General features: G+C 45.9%; 13 protein-coding genes, 1 pseudogene and 1 riboswitch. Of the genes and pseudogenes, 4 read left to right on the top strand and 10 right to left on the bottom strand.

Annotated elements, in window-relative coordinates; genetic code table 11:
- Positions 1 to 941 precede the first annotated feature (941 nt).
- Entirely contained in the window at positions 942 to 3,416 is a 2,475-nt protein-coding gene (locus ACZ52Z_RS18740; RefSeq protein ID WP_464268292.1) for an AsmA family protein, read from the top strand.
- Positions 3,417 to 3,638: 222 nt separating this feature from the next.
- Here the strand turns inward: ACZ52Z_RS18740 and ACZ52Z_RS18735 are convergent, their stop codons facing one another.
- Positions 3,639 to 3,821, bottom strand: coding sequence for a hypothetical protein (locus ACZ52Z_RS18735; RefSeq protein WP_464268291.1), 183 nt, complete (start codon positions 3,819 to 3,821; stop codon positions 3,639 to 3,641).
- Between the two features lie 419 nt (positions 3,822 to 4,240).
- Between ACZ52Z_RS18735 and ACZ52Z_RS18730 the strand changes: the two genes are divergently transcribed.
- Entirely contained in the window at positions 4,241 to 5,371 is a 1,131-nt protein-coding gene (locus ACZ52Z_RS18730) for a CaiB/BaiF CoA transferase family protein (RefSeq protein WP_464268290.1), read from the top strand.
- 535 nt (positions 5,372 to 5,906) lie between these two features.
- On the opposite strand, the gene ACZ52Z_RS18725 is transcribed toward ACZ52Z_RS18730, so the two are convergent.
- The 8 genes from ACZ52Z_RS18725 to ACZ52Z_RS18690 form a co-directional block, all read right to left on the bottom strand.
- Positions 5,907 to 7,622 carry an IS1634 family transposase gene (locus ACZ52Z_RS18725; protein ID WP_464268289.1) on the bottom strand — a complete coding sequence of 572 codons (1,716 nt, stop codon included), beginning with the start codon at positions 7,620 to 7,622 and terminating at the stop codon, positions 5,907 to 5,909.
- A gap of 338 nt (positions 7,623 to 7,960) precedes the next feature.
- The gene (locus ACZ52Z_RS18720) at positions 7,961 to 8,737 is read right to left on the bottom strand and encodes a DeoR/GlpR family DNA-binding transcription regulator (RefSeq protein ID WP_464268288.1); all 777 of its coding nucleotides are present in this window, start codon (positions 8,735 to 8,737) and stop codon (positions 7,961 to 7,963) included.
- 36 nt (positions 8,738 to 8,773) lie between these two features.
- Entirely contained in the window at positions 8,774 to 9,712 is a 939-nt protein-coding gene (locus ACZ52Z_RS18715; RefSeq protein WP_464268287.1) for an acetamidase/formamidase family protein, read from the bottom strand.
- 142 nt (positions 9,713 to 9,854) lie between these two features.
- Entirely contained in the window at positions 9,855 to 10,634 is a 780-nt protein-coding gene (fabG, locus tag ACZ52Z_RS18710) for a 3-oxoacyl-ACP reductase FabG (RefSeq protein WP_464268286.1), read from the bottom strand.
- 48 nt (positions 10,635 to 10,682) lie between these two features.
- Positions 10,683 to 11,489 (bottom strand): ABC transporter permease, encoded by an 807-nt coding sequence (locus ACZ52Z_RS18705; protein ID WP_464268285.1) that lies wholly within the window; start codon positions 11,487 to 11,489, stop codon positions 10,683 to 10,685.
- A 1-nt stretch (position 11,490) separates the two neighbouring features.
- Positions 11,491 to 12,345, bottom strand: a complete 855-nt coding sequence (locus ACZ52Z_RS18700) for an ABC transporter permease (RefSeq protein ID WP_464268284.1) — start codon at positions 12,343 to 12,345, stop codon at positions 11,491 to 11,493.
- Complete coding sequence (locus ACZ52Z_RS18695; protein ID WP_464268283.1) at positions 12,345 to 13,424, bottom strand: ABC transporter ATP-binding protein; 1,080 nt, start codon at positions 13,422 to 13,424, stop codon at positions 12,345 to 12,347. The genes ACZ52Z_RS18700 and ACZ52Z_RS18695 overlap by 1 nt, the downstream gene beginning before the upstream one ends.
- A 172-nt stretch (positions 13,425 to 13,596) precedes the next feature.
- Positions 13,597 to 14,730 carry an ABC transporter substrate-binding protein gene (locus tag ACZ52Z_RS18690; protein WP_464268282.1) on the bottom strand — a complete coding sequence of 378 codons (1,134 nt, stop codon included), beginning with the start codon at positions 14,728 to 14,730 and terminating at the stop codon, positions 13,597 to 13,599.
- Positions 14,731 to 14,944: 214 nt separating this feature from the next.
- Here ACZ52Z_RS18690 and ACZ52Z_RS18685 point away from each other — a divergent pair, with 214 nt between their 5' ends.
- On the top strand, positions 14,945 to 15,949 hold the full coding sequence (locus tag ACZ52Z_RS18685; protein ID WP_464268281.1) for a phosphotransferase enzyme family protein: 1,005 nt from the start codon (positions 14,945 to 14,947) through the stop codon (positions 15,947 to 15,949).
- Between the two features lie 7 nt (positions 15,950 to 15,956).
- Entirely contained in the window at positions 15,957 to 17,288 is a 1,332-nt protein-coding gene (locus tag ACZ52Z_RS18680; RefSeq protein ID WP_464268280.1) for an aspartate aminotransferase family protein, read from the top strand.
- A 12-nt stretch (positions 17,289 to 17,300) separates the two neighbouring features.
- Here ACZ52Z_RS18680 and ACZ52Z_RS18675 read toward each other — a convergent pair.
- Positions 17,301 to 17,660 (bottom strand): annotated as a pseudogene (locus ACZ52Z_RS18675) (hypothetical protein); the annotation flags it as partial.
- Between the two features lie 410 nt (positions 17,661 to 18,070).
- A riboswitch (cyclic di-GMP riboswitch) is annotated at positions 18,071 to 18,145 on the bottom strand.
- Positions 18,146 to 18,227 lie beyond the last annotated feature (82 nt).

The raw sequence follows: 18,227 nt of genomic DNA, 5'->3' as shown, positions 1-18,227 counted from the left end.
ATTTCACCTGACATCCTTGACAGATAAGGGTTACCCCATTGGAATTTGTATTTTCATCATGAGGGCCATTTCTTATGATGCAGGTCAATCACAAACCTATGCTTATGGGGTATTGGTTTGTGGATGTGCTGCTGTTGGCTCCCCTTACCTTCCCTGACCTCGGTCTGGTCATGTAATACGTCATGTTCGCGAAAGTGAATATGTTCAATCTCTTCGTGACGATGCTCCAGAACAATCTCATCAGGCACAGGATAAATTTCCAGGAAATAAAAACCTAGAGCTGCAACAACGCCCATGAGCAGGAAGGCTGTTTTTATTCCACAAAAAGCACTGGCATACCCTGTGACAGGGCATGCAATCATCCAGCAAAAATGTGAGAGCGAGAAATTCGCTGCAAAGTAAGCGGTTAAATCAGCTCGATGGCACGACATGCGCACCAGGGAACCTGCATGAAAGATAGACCCGCTCCACCTTAACCTGACCATGAAAGGACACAATATAAACATTACCACTCTCCTCTACATTTGCAGAGGATGAATTCTTATCAGATGTTACCTTTTCCAGTGCTTTTCATCGCATCAACACCTCCTCTTCAGGTAGACAATATTCCGTCAAAGAACTTCAAAATTAATGGCACTATCATGACTGATAGATAAAAGGAAACAGCACCAGCTCAGAAAACCTGCCTCCATAATTCACCTAGCACCCTTTCCAGACTAGACAAATTTTACAATAGATTGTTATTGTGAAAATGAAAGTCGCTTCCACTGCTCGATTTTAAGAAATCGACTTATTGAGATGGGTGGAGCAATCAGATGACATGAAAATCTCTACGCTCCAGCAGTTATCTGTGCTCCCTCAACAGTCTTATTACCACTATCCTTATCTCGAGAACCGGAAAATCACACCACACAGAGCAAAATGATCTAAAGGAGGATTCCATGAAGCTGTTACTTAAAATTTTCGGCTACGCCTTCCTTAGTCTCCTTGGACTGCTCATTCTTGGTTTTGTTGCGTTACAGTTTATAAGCGATGAACAGTACAAAGAATGGATTTCAAAAGCTGTAAGCTCTGCAACTAGTAGAACTTTCGCCATCAACGGTCCATTCCATCTTGATATCGGCACGAAAATCAGTCTGTCGGCTGAAGACCTTCATTTTTCAAATGCCCCATGGGGGGCACAGGAAGATATGGTTTCAGCAGACAAAGTTTTTGTCGAACTCTCCCTCCTGCCTCTCCTTAAAGGTATCTTGGATTGTACTCTTGAGTTGGATAATCCCAACGTATTGCTTGAGAAAGATCAACAGGGTCTTGCCAATTGGGAGTTCAATACGTCCAATGACCAGCCTGAAGTGGTAAACAAAAATGACATAAAGAATGAAAAAGCGTCCTTTTCTCTCCCAATCAAACCCTACATCCGTAATTTTGAAATCAAGGGTCTGGCCTTTTCCTACAAAGATGGTGCAGCTGCAAACAACATAACAGCAGAAGTTGAGCATTTGCGGCTGTATGTTGATGGCGACAATATACCATTAAGCCTTAATGCCATGTATCAGGATGCTCTCCCTGTTACACTTGCCGGAACCCTTGGTAGCCTGTCTGGATGGTATAAAAACAATACAAACCCCATCAAGCTGGAGGGGAAAATAGGTGAGGTAGTATTGAAAATCAGTGGAACTGCTGGCCCACTGACACCTGCACCCGTGACAAACCTAAAGCTTTCGCTCATTGCTGACGCTCACTCAATAAAACGGCTGGCAAAGGTTGCAGGTACAGAGCTACCGGAGCTTGGAAACGTAAAACTTGAGGGCCATTTAACGTCGAAGAAAAAGAGGGTACGTGTGGATCCGCTTGAAGCAACCTTTGGAGACAATGACCTAGTCGCAACCATTAGAGCAACTATGGAGGATGTGGTATCTCTAACGGGCTTGAAAGTCGCCCTTGATAGCGAACTCCAATCGCTCACAGTGCTAGATGAGATAGTGGGTAGCGATTTACCTTCAACTGGTCCCTGGAAACTTAGACTCGATGCCAGCTCAGATGCACTTTTGGAAAGCCCAATGAACATCACAGGGAATATCGATGGAGAAGGAACGAAAACCACTGTGCATGCAAACATCGCAAACATCACTTTGCCACAAGACTTTGAAGCTGACCTCGTAGTAGAAGCTGGATCAGTGTCCGATCTTAACACCCTGCTCGGCCAGAAACTTCCTGAACAATGGCCACTGAAGGTAACCGGAAAGGCTGTCGGACAAGCTGGCCAATACAAGGTGTCCAACCTTCTGGTTGGGTTGGGGGAGGGTACCGTTAATGCCGAACTTACCTATACCACACCAAGTAAGAACAAAAGCAACCGTGCATCCATTCTCGGTGATATTAACATCAGAGACGTTGATATCAGACCGTGGTTTGCAATTAGCGACGCCGAAACTGAAGAGATTGACAAAAAAGCAGAACAAATCCCTGAAGATAATTCAGCAAAAAAGGCTGACCAAACGGATCAAGTTACAGAAAAAAAAGAGGAGAATAAAGTCTTCTCAAACAATCCTCTTGCAACTGGCCCACTGCAGGATTTCGATATTGATATCACACTGAAAGCTGACAACTTTACTCTTGCCAAAAATTTTAGCATTCAAACTAATATTGGCCTTACTCTTGATCAAGGCTTGCTTACCATTGCGCCAATAAGCCTGACGAGTGACTCAGGAGGACATGGAGATGGGAATATTGTTGTCGATGCAAAAAATGAAACAGCCAAAATGGCTATCTTACTTACCGTTGATGATTTCGTACCGCCAGGGCTTAATGGTAACCTGGATATAGATATCGATCTTTCCGGACAAGGTACATCAATGGCAAACGTGATGGGCAGTCTTGATGGGCATTTTATCACCTCGCTTACCGGTGTTGAAATTCCTCAATCTTTTCTGACTCGTTTAGGTGGGGGAATCCTACATCAAATCAATCCATTATCCGCTGACACTACTCTGCTTGAATGCGCCATTGTTCGTTTCGATGCAGAAGATGGAATGGTTGATTTCAACCGAAAAATTGCCTTACAAACATCTGAGGTTACCTGGATTGGTGCAGGGGAAATCAATCTGAAGACCGAGGAGATAGACATCAGCGTTTCCAGCAAACCAAGGAAAAAAGTTAGCTCCCTCACCCATTTAGGGCTTGCCGAAATGATCCATATTGGTGGCACCCTGGCAGAGCCGAGCATAGGTATTGATGCTGCAGAAATTGCGGAAAAATATGCAGGTTATTCGGCTTTTGTTGCAACAGGAGGCCTCTCATTTTTCGTTAAGAAAATGTTCGAATCCAACATTGCAGACAAAAATCACTGTGAACGTATTTTGGAAGAGGGAGAAAAGGAGGCAGAAAAAGAGAGAGGCAAAGAAGTGGACAAATAAGCCTAAAGGATCCTTGAAAAAGTAAAGAAAATAGCTGGAACTTCGATCAGGCTTCCGGATTTTAACTGAGTATTATACATTACCCAACTGAACAGCCGGAGTTACATGATTGCTGCTAATCGTGGCACCTCAGCTACTATGACAAAGCAATTCTCTGGCAAGTGCACCGCATCCACTCTGACCATATGGTTAACTCAGTTCGGACTAGAGATTGATAGGGCTTTAGGGCAACGGGCCTTCGGGAGGTTCTTTACCTAGGTAGGTCGCAATAAACTCTGAGAATCGAGCTTTGTTTGCGTATTGCCTATCGATCGTCTGGAAAAACAAACTTTTCAAGCTCAAGCGTTCATTTTCCTCGTAAATATCCCAGAAGTTCAGTACGGCATCGAAATCTTGATCTTCCATAACTCCGTTATAAGGTTAAATTTTGATGTTGCTAACTATATGAAAATTGAACAGTACGTTCAAGCTGAAAATAACAGCGCTGAGAAAGTAAGTAGCTCTCTTGCCTTTATCTTTCGAAACGGTTTATTTATAGGATTTCCTCTCAAAGGTATTTCCGTGTAACTCACCGTTACCTCCGGAGTTCATTAAAAATCCTTTCTGAATACCTTGGCACATGCAGCAGAATTTTAATTGAAAACATTAATTTTTCACCTGTGCTTTTGGAACCGTTTTCGCCAGGCAGATACTGTGATCTTTGCCTTGATCTCGACATCTATTACTTGGGAAGAGAAAACGTGAATGTTGTTGTTCCTCCACTCAGGTCATTAGAAATTTTAGCCCACACAGGCACTCTTTAGCCTGAGATAAGGTAGATTTTCATGCTAAATCTGAAAGAAATTCTGGTTGTTTCTATCGAACAGGCAGTAGCAGCCCCTTATTGTTCAAATCGCTTCGCCCAAGCAGGTGCTCGTGTGATCAAAATTGAACGAGCAGAGGGAGATTTTGCCCGCGGCTATGATAATGCTGTGCACGGGGAATCAGCCTATTTTATATGGCTGAATCAGGGTAAGGAATCACTGGTTTTGAACATCAAGGAGAGTGAAGATGCCTTGCTGCTGCATCGTATCCTTGCCAAAGCAGACGTCTTTATCCAGAACCTTGCACCAGGAGCAGCTGCTCGTGCCGGATTTGGGAGTGATGAACTCAACAAGCTCTACCCAAAGCTGATTTGCTGTGACATTTCTGGCTATGGTGACAGTGGTGACTACCGTAATATGAAAGCGTACGACCTACTCGTGCAATGTGAATCCGGCATGGCATCGATCACCGGAACTCCAGAGGCTCCTGGACGTGTAGGCGTTTCAGCCTGTGATATAAACTGCGGGCAGCAGGCCTACAGCGCGATACTCGAGGCGTTGATTGATCGTGAGGCAACTAACAAGGGGTGCATTATCAAGGTGTCATTGTTTGATAGCATGGCGGAATGGCTGGCCGTACCTTTGCTGCACTATGATTATACAGGAAAAATTCAGGAACGAGTAGGCATCAGTCATGCCACAATCTGTCCGTATGGTGTTTACACGTGTGGCGATGGGACGGATATTGTGATCGCAGTTCAAAACGAACGCGAGTGGCTGATGTTTTGCAAAGATGTGCTCGAAGATGCGTCCCTGCAGGCGGATAAAAAAGTACAATCTAACCAACTGCGCGTCGAAAATAGGGATTATGTCGACCAGTTGATAAACAATGTCTTTTCCCAGCTGGATCATCTCCAAGTAGTCTCCCGACTGCAGCAAGCAGGAATTGCTTACGGCAGACTTAATGATATCTCTGGGTTATCGAGCCATCCTCAGACGAGGAGGATGACGATCGATACTCCATCAGGCAAAGCCGAAATAGTTGCTCCGGCTGCTCTCCGTTCAGATAAAATACAGGAGTTGCGAAAAGTACCCACCATTGGCGAGCACAACGAGTTGCTTCGTAAAGAGTTTTCTGGTTCGTCCAGATGAATTCATACCCGAAAAGCCCTAACATCGGCACATCCAAAGCCAAAATGTGGGGAAAATTTTCAGAACCACGTACTCTTTCCGAAGTGGTTGACCTTGCCAATTCTAATCTCTCCAAAGCGGTAAACGTATCTCTGCAGGACGCAGTAGGCGCATCAAATTTATATGTAACTTCAATGCATTGAGATGCTCAAGGATGCGTTCTTACCTCATATTTATGATTTGTTTTTGGAAGGTGGAGAGAAGAGAGATTTGGAGCAACAATAGACATATATCTCTGGATGGTTGTTGTTTTATCCCGATATTTCATTAAGCTATCTTAATAGATTCCCGGTAAAGAATATAAACATGCTCGGTCACAGCGTTGTCTCTAAATGGATTTGCTCACCAAGCGAATTCATCTTTTATTGCCGCAAATTTGCTTTGAATTACGGGTATCTTCAAAAGTAACTCTGAGAAACAGAAAGGATTTTAACAGGAGTTTACCGCTACCGCTTCACTTAACCATCCAAAAGTATACAAGTACAAGTATATAGAGCTACAGCTCCTGTAAGACCCCATCTTTTATCTGCCATCCAAATGCTTTGGCGATATGCGCCTGTAAATCATCCGGCTCCTCCAGCATTCTCACCGCTTTTCGTTTTTTGGGCATCCACAGAAGGCACGAGTGCAGGTTGCGCATGCTCTGCATTGCCTTTTTTGCGGTGATATCAAGATCAGCTCTCCGTAATTGTAATTCAATGAGACGAAGTAATGTGAGCGCCACCACGCACGTAAAGATGTGGCATCTGATTTTGCTGTCCGTCCAATGGCGTATTGGTCGCAGGCATACCTGCTCTTCATCTTTTGTCAGGCGAAAACCATCTTCCACTGCCCATCGGTCAAGGCTGGCTTGAACAATCTCTTCTGTGGGCCACTCGCCAAGATCCGTGATGAGAATATTTTTGCCGAACTTGTCGATATATCGGCTTATTTTGTAGTGATTCTTCCTGAAATTTAACTCCAGGCAACCATTGATATCAGATATTTCCACCTTGTACAGGTCTGGTGGCAGGTGGAGTTCGAGGCATTTATCGGTGTATCGTTTCTGTATGCATGAGGCCTTTCGCCATTGCGGCGCCTGACTGTTCACCTTGCGCTGAACAGCAAACAGAAAATCCTGCAGCTGGATCAGTTTCTTTTCAAAACCATACCGCTGTTTTGTTGCCGTCAGTGGATTGTAGGTGACGACCACTGTGCGATCCTGTCCCCAATAGCTGCCCTTGGTCCGCCATGCCAGCAGCAGGTCGTCTTTTCGTCCTTTTCTTGCCAGTTCTTTGTTTTTACGTGTGTCAACAGGTTCAAATTGTTTCAACGGTACGTGAATCAGCTCTTTGCTGAAATACGTCGAGTAGGTCGTTATGAAATGAACATGCTCTCTCGCGTCAATGGCAGATATATTTTCTTCGCTATTGATTCCTTTATCAAAAACAATCGTCAACTCAGCTTGTTGTTGAGCCCCTTCTTTCATGGCTTCAAAGACATCATCAACCATCTGGAGAAAGACCTTTGAATCATGCCTGTTCCCTTCGTACTCTTTGTAAAAAAACGGGAGGCGTTTATCGCGGCTGACGAGGAGTGCCAGGCCGACTTGGCGCAACCAGTTTCGCCCCTCCTTACTCTTTCCTCGCTGCGCCAACTCCGAATCCGTATCACTGGCCATAAAAGTGTAGAAGTTGGTCGTATCGAAAAGAAAGCAGTCTGATCCGGGAGGCTCCAGCTGGTTGACGCGGTTAAAAAACTCTTGAGCCATGGCCTGCAGGTGTCCTTCTTCAACTTTCTCCCATTTGCGCCAGAACATCTGCGAGTTGAGCTGATCGGTCTGTACTGGCCGAATGTGCTGAACAGCAGTTTGCCTGTACCACTCAGGCAGCGCTCTTTTGGAGCAGGCAGCGATCATGCGATTATAGACTGCATACACAAAATATTCGCCAACGGTCGGTTTGCCGTTTTCTCTCTTCTGGGGAACGACTGCATCGACCAGCCCAGCTAAGTCGATCTGTTTTTCTACCAAATTTGCAAGCCACAGAGCCCCATACTCTTGGACCTGGAGCCTGCTCGGAATGCCTGCTTTTCCCTGCGCCATTTCCAGTATACGCTCTGGAGACCCCAGGTACACTTGATTGATGACCTTGGGTTTCCCGTCGACCCTTGCCATTTCTCGGACGTAGTAATAGGGTCTGCCATTTTTCGTTTTCTTGTGTAAATGTGCCATGTTGGCATTGTACTAATTAGGTCTTACAAATTCAAGACAAAAAAGGCGAACTTTCTGTTTTTTCATGATTTTTTAATTGGGGAGATTTGAAAAAGGCGGGGTCTTACGTGAAAGAGCGATGCAACATGCTGATATTATATGGATTTTCTTCGAAAAAGGTCGTTAAATGTTAAACTCCTGTTTAAGATTTAGATTCTTCCTGTATCTTCAATCCAGAAAATATTGCGATAGGGTGCTAGGCAAAGTGGAGAGTTGTTTTTTTCGACCTTTCAAAAGAATATGGATTTCTACAATTGATATGATTTTTGAAAATACAATACCACCTGTTGAATAAATCTCTAAAATTGCGAGGCCGTCACTGTCTGTACGATTACATTCTGCTGTTCAAAAACCCGAAGAAATTTTTCTTCCAGCGGTTTATCCGTTACCAAGTAATCGATTTCTTTCCACCGGGCGTAGTGTGCGGGAAACTTAACGTTAAATTTTGAACTGTCTGCTGCGAGAATGGTCTTGAAGGCTCTGGAAATCATCTTGGCATAGACTTTCCCTGCATCAATGAGCGCATCGCTGGGTCCCTCAGCTGTTAAGCCGCTAGCACCAAATATTGAGTAATCAACCCAGAATTGCTCCAAAAAATCAAGAGTATACGACCCATGATTTGCACCCTCTTCTGGGCTATAAAACCCCGGTGCCATCACCACTCGAATTGTTGGATTATGGCTTAACTCGGTTGCAACACCAAAAGAATGCACAATGGCTGTAATATCGGTCAGTTCGGCCGCCATTCTTCTTGCGATATGCACGGTCGTTGCACCCGAACCTATCATAAAATGCTTTGCCCCTTTCACCTCACTAACTACTTGCTTGGCGATAGCCTCTCTCTCGCTAACGAGAAGGTTATGGCGAACATTTAGCCCGGGCTCCTTGGCCATGTGAAGGATAGCCCCACCATATGTCCTTTCCAGAACCCCCTTGTCATGCATTTGATCAAAATCGCGCCTGATCGTTTCAGCTGTTACATTGAGTCTTTCAGCCAATTCATTGACCCGGATTGACGGAAATTGACTTAAGAGGTTAATGATTTCCTTTTGCCTTTTTTCTTTTTTTGTGGCCATGGAGCTTTTTTGTATTTTAGGTATAAACCGTGCAGCTTAAGGTTCAAAAATAACTTTGGGGAAATAACAGGAAACCACCCAGTTCGGTGCATCCACTATCTCGTTAATCCGCAAATCAGCACAAACACTCAGCAGCATGTATGCATCGACATCGGCCATCTTATAAGTATCGGCAACGAAGTCAACCATATCGCTCACTGCGTTTTTTGCAGACACCATCAAATCAGGCCCAATGCCCATGGTCACTTCATATCCCCTTGCGTCGAAATGATTGGAAACAGGACCGATGGTTGAAAAGCGAGGGCATTTGAGACGGGCATCCTTGATTAGCTTAAACTGTAAGGTCATTTTCATTGGAGACTCAATTGCCGTTCCACAGACCTCTCCATCTCCCTGGACGGCATGACCGTCGCCGCAAGAAAAAAGGGCTCCTTGGACACCAATCGGGAGCAGCAGTTTCGAACCTTCTGTGATATCCCTGGTGTCCATATTGCCGCCGTACATTCTGGGATTGACGACACTATGACATCCGGGATCCGGAAGCGCGTTCCCAAGAATTCCAGGGAATGGACGTAGCGGTACAACACCTCCAGCACTAAATTCAGATGAAGCGGGATGCCGCGCGTCAAACCTCCAGATATTCAATGCCGGTTCCTGAAACCTGTCGGCAAGAAGACCGAACCCCGGGATATTAGCCGTCCACCCCCATCCTTCGGTTTCGAGATTTACTACGGTTACCTCCAGGGCATCTCCAGGCTCTCCACCGTCTATATAGATAGGTCCAAACGCCGGGTTGACCTTGCTGAAATCAAAACCAGCCACATCCTCGACGGTAGAATGTGGGTCAAGCTGGCCTCCGCCAGCGTCCAGAGTGCGAAATTCAACAATCTCTCCGGGTTCAATCTTGAGTGCCGGCTCGATTGAGTTATCCCAGCCGAAATGACGCTCTTTATCATCAATGATATGTTTTTGCATTACAACTCCACTCCAGACCGTTTAGCCCCTAGCCTGCCTTGACCGGTTTTCGAATGCTGTACCAACCTGCTACCGGAGGATAAAGCCGACTTTCTAAAATAGGGGTAATGGTTCTCTATATTTCCCACCATATGAATAACTTCTAGATTTCGTCTATGGCTTCAAGGGATTCGGGAATAATTTGCCCTCCGTCGATAACAATTGACTGACCGGTAATATATGCGGCTTCATCTGACGCGAAAAATAAGGCCGCATTGCCAATATCCCGCACATGCCCCAATCGCTTGAGGGGAATGGAGGCAGCCATGGTATCCAAGTAATCTTGACCTAAATCCTCAAGTCCTTCTGTGTAGATATTACCTGGCATAACAGCGTTAATCGTAGTGTTGTATTTTGAGAGTTCCATTGCCGCTGTCTTCAGGAAGCCGAGTTGACCGGCTTTGGAGGCACCATAATGGGACCAACCAGGAAATCCGGTTATCGGTCCGGTGATAGAGGAGGTCAGTATCACCCTTCCGTTATCTGCTTTTTCAAAATATGGAATACAGGCCTTAACGCAGAGGAATGAACTTTTTAGGTTCACACTCATTACAAAATCCCAATCGTCCCCAGTCATCTCGATGATCTTCATTTGGGGGAACACACCTGCATTGGCGCAAAGAATATCGATACCTCCAAACAATTCTGCTGTTTTTGCTGCCATCGAGTTTACTTGTTCGCTGTCTGCTACGTCACAGAGGGCATATTGCGCAGTCCCTCCGTTACTCCTGATATCTTCTACAGCTTGAGCGGCCTCTTCCTCACCCCTGGCCACGATCATGACTTTGGCCCCTTGCTCCGAAAAAACCTGGGCAATTCCTTTGCCGATTCCCTTTGATCCGCCTGTAACTATGACTGATCGGTCTTTGATTGAAGTGAGCATATATGTTTCTCCTTTATTGTTCTTTTTGTAAATAGGGCGTTAGGTGTGCTAGGCCGTCCTCATTTTTTTCATCTGCACAAGAAAGCTTCGAATAATAATGGCGGTAACAACGAGAAGTATTGAGCCTGCAACAGAGAGTATGCCAAGTGTGGGAACAAGGGGCGAATACCCTGAAACCATTTTGGCATAGAGCCACTCAGGAAGAGTGGAATCTGCTCCGGTGGTGAATAGCGACAAAGGGAAATTGCCCCAACTCAATAAAAATGCAAATAATCCTGCTGAAGTTACAGCCGGCATCAGCATCGGGATGGTGACCTCCTTCATTATCTGGACAGTCGTACATCCCATATCGCGTGCGGCATCTTCCAGTGACGGATCAAAACTATAGGCCCGAATGGCTATAATAAGCGTAACAATAGGCGTAATCCAAACAAGGTGAGCGACAATGGCAGTATGCCAGCTGGGGATAATATCAAGAGCATTGAACCACATGAGCAGCGCTAGCCCCAGTACGGTTTGAGGAAAGAAAATGGGCAGCAATATCAACTTCTGGTATAGCTTCCTGAATCGCCATTGATATCGCGCAAAGGCAAGGGCTCCTAAAAAACCAATCACCAAGGAGACGACGGTGACGATCCCCGCAATTGACAGTGATGTCAACAAGAGCTCGATTACGGTGTCACTTTGCACAGCTTTTCCATACCAGCCAACGGCGTATTTTCTTATTGGGAAACGGAGGTACCTGGCTTTTGAAACCGATGCAAAGCCAACGGCGACAATCGGCAGGTAAAGAAAAAGGAGCACGCCTATCCCATAGAAATAAAGAAATAATTTTGTAAATCGCCTGTTGTTCATTTCACTTCCCCTTTCCCATCACCTTGTCCAAGTCGATTTTTTTCAGTGTGAACACAATCAAGACTGAAATAACAAGGATTAGAACCATGGCGAGAGCCGACCCCAAAGGCCAGTTCTGGCCGTAAGTAAAAGCACTTTCAACATCATCGGAAATGACGATTACCGTCTGCCCGCCAAGCAGTTTTGATTCTGCAACTGCTCCTGCGGCGAGGACGAAAGTTAGCAGTGAACCGACGACGATGCCCGGAGCAGCCAGAGGCAATTCAACTTCCTTGAAAATCTGCCAGCGGTTTGCACCCATATCGGCGGCTGCGTAGCGCGCGTCGTCAGGAATCATTGCTATTCCCTGGGCGAGAGGAAAGAGCATAAAGGGAAGATAGATATAGACAAGCCCGAAGATAATGACCGGCACATTGTATAATAGTCCATCAAATCCGTGCCCTGTCCAATGCCTCAGGTATCCTTCAAGCATCCCCCCCTTCATGAGAGTGATGACCCACCCGAATAGCCTGATGTTTTCGGAAACAAACAGGGTCATAACCACTGCAATGGTGATCACAAGTGTAAACCGACGAAACACCCGAATCATGGCATAGGAGAGGGGCCAGCAGATGATGAGCAGCAGAACCGTCGCTATGCCTGCCATTCCCAACGACCAGGCCAGAGATTTCCAGTAGCCCTCCCTGAAAAATTCGATGTAGGACGAAAAATCAGGTGTGTGTGCAAGGGTAAAAACCTTGGCAGGCATGGTTGAGAATGCGCCCACGGCAAACAAGGGGGCGACGAAAGTTAAAAGTAACAAAGCGATGATCGGCATGGAAGTGAGCATGCCGAGACGTTGTTCTCTTTTATTCATTACTCCTCCTCAATGATGTGCGAATTCTCCATATCAAAACCTACTTTGACCTGATCCCCCTTTAACGCGCCTCCGTTGTGGCTTGTAGATTCAACAACAACCTCTTTTCCGCCGGCCAGTTCAATTTCATACTGAATCCTTGAACCGAGCAGGAAGCGTCCGGTAACCTTACCAGTAGCGGTAAAATCTGCGGTCTCTGTCTCACAGAGTAGGCTGAGGGATTCCGGGCGCACCATGAGCAAATGCCTTTTATCGCTGGAAAGAACAAGGCCACCAGCTACGGATTCTGAAACGGTAAAGTTCGCAACCATATCCTCTGCGCCAGAAGAATCCTTAGGCCTGATATCGAACATGTTGACATCTCCCATAAACTCTGCAACGAAACTGCTTTTTGGTTTATGGTAGATCTCTTCAGCAGGCCCTATCTGCTCAAACTTTCCAGCCCGAAGAATAGCTATCCTGTCAGACATGACCATTGCCTCTTCCAATGAGTGGGTGATATAAATGAATGTCTTGCCAGTCCGGAGATGGAGGGCCTTGAGTTCTTTTTCAAGGGTTTTCCGCAACCTGTAATCCAAAGCCGAGAGAGGCTCGTCAAAGAAAATTATCTCCGGGTCAAAAGCTAAAGCTCTGGCAAGAGCTATCCGCTGGCGCTCCCCTCCGGAACATTGCCCTATTCCCTTATTGTAGTAATCCTCAGGCAGTCGAAACATCTCGAGCAGTTCAAGTGCTTTCGCCTTTCGTTCCGCTGGAGGCACTCCTTTTATTTTCATCGGAAACTCTACGTTCTGCCCGACACTTCGGTGTGGGAATAGCGCTAAGGACTGAAAAACCATACAAGTGGGCCGCTTATTAGCTGGGATCAGGTCCAGGCGTTTATTGCGAAGCCAAATCGAGCCTTCGGTTTGCTCTTCCATACCGACCAGCAGTTTGATAAGGGTGGTTTTTCCACTCCCGGAAGGTCCAACTATTGTCAGGAACTCGCCTTCCTTCACCTTGAGATCGATATCTCTCAAGGCAACAAATTTTCCATATTCTTTTCTCAGGCCCGCAATCTGCAGAATGGGTGATTTTCTCATTGTGTCCAAAGCGCTGTTCTTGTTGTATGTCAATGTATTCGTCGTACGATCTCTCTTGGGAGACAGGCTCTGAAGCGCACTCTCTTTGGAGAGGAAATCAAAGAGAGGCGCAATCAGCTCCTGTGTAGCTCACCAGCTCTTTTGCTCAAGGCTTATCGAAGGGGTGCGTGCGCTAAGAGCGCTTGGCTGCAGAGTATATTTTGATCAGCTCGTCATACGATGCCACTACATCATATTCCAATGATCTGGACATTTCCTCTTCGAGGCTGTCCCACTGAATTGCTTCAAGTTCCTCTTTAGACCATAATTCGAAGACTTTTTTGTCACCCATCTGGCTGACCGGGTTATACGTACCTTCGGCAAATCCAACAGCCTTTGCAATTTCAGGTTTCTGTACGAACTCCAGAAAATCTTCAGCAAGCGGGGTGGGTTTTGGGTTGTTCACCAAAGAGGTGAGTTCAATCCAGGCGACTCCACCTTTTCCCCCAACAGGACCGGTTTTGGGCGTAACCCCAAGAATATTGGTCAGACCGTCAAGCCTGGCAGGGCTTGCTGTATATGTCCCACCTGTGAAGTAAGCGTCTATTTCACCGTTGATAAGCGCGGTGTTCATCGCCACCAGATCGTCGCTTAACATCTTGGCTCCGTTGAAAATTGTTTTGGCGGTCGCCTTGAACTTGGCTAGTCCGTCGGCATCAAGTTGCTCAAAGGGGTTGATGCCCGCGGTTAAGCACATATGGATAATATTCCAATTGTCATAAGTGAGGATACCGTATTTACCTTTGAGCTTGGGGTCGAGAAACAGGTTCCAGCCCTGATCTTCGGCTGTTGCTTTACTGATCTTGTCGGTGTTTACCACAAAGCTAAAAGGCCCATATCTCTGAGGCATGCCTATCAAATCTCCTTGCGCGGAAAAGGCAAGCGGATAGGGCTTGGCAAATTCAGGCGACATATTTTCAAAAAAAGGAAGGAACCGTTCTTTGGTCAGAGGCTTGATTAGCCCTTCAGGAAGCAACTGATTGCGGGCCCAGGGCTGATTAACATTAATCAGATCCCATACCTTAACCTCGCCGGCGCGAAGTTTGTTTATCATATCCGGGTCGGACGTACCGCTTTCCGCACGCACTTTGGATCCTGGAAAAGCCTTGCGAAAAGGTCCCAGAACGTCATCAGTGTTGTACCCCTCCCAGCACAATATGTTCAGTTCATCCTCACCAGCTGCAAAGAGTTTGGATGAGTTGCCAACAGCCAAAATCAAGGCTGAGGCTCCGAGTGCTTTGTTGAATTCTCTTCTTGTGAGTGCCATCTGGTTTCCTCCAGTCTCAGGCTGATAATTCCAGTTTCTACGGGTTAGCATTGTTGCTTTCCATTTTCTTTAAAGTCGCAGATTCCAGCGCGATAATCAAGAAAAAAATGTTGTTCTTAGCACATTTTTTTCTTATAATCGCTTTCAAATGTTGGTTTTGCCACATTACGGACAATCGATATTAATCAATCCAAGTTAATGAGGGGCTGGCATCATGACTGCGACCTACGATGAAAGAACAATCCAAAACATGCAACACGGGATAAAAAGCATCCTCCACGAGTGGCAACTCCCTGAGGACAGTGAAATTTCCCTCTTGAACATTTCTGAAAACGCAACCTTTGTTGTCAAACATTCTCCAAATGATCTAAAAATCATAATCCGGGTGCACCGTCCCGATTATCACACACGGCAAGAAATAGAATCGGAGCTCTTCTGGGTGAACAGCCTGAAAAACCAGGGGGTGGTGTCGACAGCCAGCCCGCTAGACCTTGCATCCGGAGGAAAAATAGCTGTTTTACCGGGGATGGATGTCGATCGTCTTGCTGTTGGATTCGAATTTCTGCCCGGGACCGAGCCCGCACCGGCAAACGATCTAAAGGATGACTTTTTTACACTCGGTGCAATTACCGCGAAGCTTCATAACCACACTAAAAGTTGGCCAATTCCAATAGGATTCAAACGCAAAGTCTGGGATTTCGATACCATGCTTGGCTCTCAGCCGCTTTGGGGTGATTGGAGAGATGCTCTTGGGCTGGATCAAGACGGCCAAAAAGTGCTGGAACGAACGTCCGGACTGCTCAATCAACAACTTCATGATTACGGGAAGGCAAAACATAGGTTCGGCCTAATTCATGCTGACTTACGACTGGCAAACCTATTGATAGATAATGGGAAGCTCAGTGTTATCGATTTCGATGACTGCGGATACTGTTGGTTCATGTATGACTTTGCCGCTGCAATCAGCTTCATGGAGGAAAATCCAATGGTACCTGAACTCCAAAAAAGCTGGGTTGAGGGGTATCGAACCGTCACACGGCTCTCCGACGAAGAGGAGGCGGCCATACCTATGTTCATCATGCTCCGACGCATCCTGCTCACGGCGTGGATTTCGAGTCATTCGGAAACCGAAACCGCCCAAGAACTTGGTACCGCATATACCGATGGGACCGTGAGACTGGCACAGGAATATCTAGATACCTACAACACCGCACATTGAGATCGTTATGGAACCGGAAATTAGAAAGATTCTTGAGATGAATGCGTTTGATGTCGAGACATGCAAGGAAAGCAAAAGCAAACTTTTATCACGCAGGCTAGAAAACTTAGGCGCCTCATCAGTCCTGTTCTATCAGGATCCGATTGAAATGATTGGAGCAAAAGGTTCATGGATGATCGCCAAGGACGATACATGGTATCTGGATTTTTACAACAATGTCCCTTCGGTCGGCCACTGTCATCCGAAAGTGGTAAAGGCAATCAGTGAACAAGCTGCACAGTTAAATATCCACACAAGGTATCTCACCGGAATTCTCGATGATTACATCGAATCACTCAAGGCTACTTTTCCTAATGCGCTGGACAATATTCTCCTCTGTTGTACCGGCAGTGAAGCAAATGACCTGGCCATACGGATTGCACGTAAAAGGACGGGGAAGAAAGGTTTTATTGTCACGGAAACCGCTTATCACGGCAACACTTTTGCGGTTACCGAGATCTCTCCTGCTGCACTCAAGAAAAATCCTTTGCCGGATCACGTTGTTGCTATCAAGGCGCCGTGCAAACGGGAGTATGCGGAGAATTTGCGGTCTCAATTCGCGGAATCCATGGAAAGCAGTATAAAAGAGCTGGAATCCAGGGGATACGGGTTTGCCGGTTTTATATGTGACTCAATTTTTTCCAGCGACGGGGTTCACAGTGACCCTCCCGGATTTCTTCAGCCGGCAATCGATGTAGTTAAGACCTATAATGGGCTGTACATTGCCGACGAAGTGCAACCAGGTTTCGGCAGGACCGGAACACACATGTGGGGGTTTCAACGCCATAGTGTCGTCCCTGATATCGTTACTATGGGAAAACCCATGGGGAACGGATTTCCTATGGCCGGTGTCGCCGCTCGATCTCATGACATCCATGAGTTTTGCGAAGATGTTGGCTATTTCAATACCTTTGGTGGTAACCCTGTAGCTGCAGCTGCTGGGCAGGCAGTCCTTGATATACTTGAGGAAGAAAAACTTATGGAAAATGCCCACTTAATGGGCCAATCTATCCTTATTGGTTTGAAAACTTTGCAAAAAAAATATCCGGTGATTAGCGAGGTAAGGGGAGCTGGCTTGTTCATTGGGGTTGACCTGTGTAAAGACGGTGATCCCAACCTACCCGATCCGCAACTAGCTACCGCCATTATCAATCTCATGAAATCCCAGCATGTGCTAATTGGTGCGGCCGGTAAATATGGGAATACGCTTAAATTACGGCCCCCCCTATGTCTTTCCCTTAAAGAGGTAGATATCTTTTTGAGCGCAATGGAAAAATCGCTCCAAATAATTCATCAGTAAATACCATTAATGGAAAAACATTTGGTGTTTTAATTCTTCATCACAGAAGCGGACCAGTGACTCCAATGCAACCTGGTTTCCTAACCAGTGATCTCTGGTACAGTCGAGTATCTTTGCAGTGATGAATCTTTCGACCAGTCCGAACATATTGGCATATGTTCGCACCTGCACCTGACTGACGAGACGTTTGTCATCATTCGACAAGTGCTGTAGGTGTTCAATTCGTGAAATTCCGTCAGGGAGGAATTTTTTTGACAGGTGAAATGACCTGCCTCGAAGCACGTCTTTATCTATATCCCACCTGACTCGCTTGGAAACTTCAATACATTTGGCGTATTGCGCTTCATTGATATGTTGGTTTGTCAGCTGCATGGGACGGCCTCCTTTCGTATATTTATTCCGATGCACGAAACTTGAACTGAGCAATTTCAGGTTTTCTTGATTTTTTCTATCGTATTTACTAACTGCTCTGCATTTGTCCCGTTGATGCTCTTTTCTTGGGTCATCTTGATAGGCTCCGATATGTTTGTTTTAACATGTTTCACAGTTTAGGGTTGACAGCGCGTCACCAAATCGCTGCCGTTGTCCCAACATTTTGATTTTTTTCAACATCGCCTTGCGTCGTAGGTGTACGACGCCCACAACAATGTATTGTCAACCAAAAGCCTTCAGGATTGATTCATTCATATGGCATGCCTCGTCTTCGATGAAGTGTTCGTTGGAAAATGATAATGAGACAGGTTGGGAACTCATAAATACAGAAAGCCGGGTTGCCATCTTGTGATGGCAACCCGGCTTTCTTGGTAAGATCAGTGGCTTTCCGTCCCTGCTTCTCAGTAGGTTTGTTTTTTTACATCATTATTATGAGGTGTCTAACAGAGACGTTAATTCAACTATATAGGACTTGTCAAGAGTTGTACTAAAAAAAGCTGATAAACA

It is taken from the genome of Desulfogranum aggregans (assembly GCF_055398265.1).
Note: the sequence above shows the minus strand (reverse complement) of the source record. Positions and strands in the feature narration are given on the sequence as shown.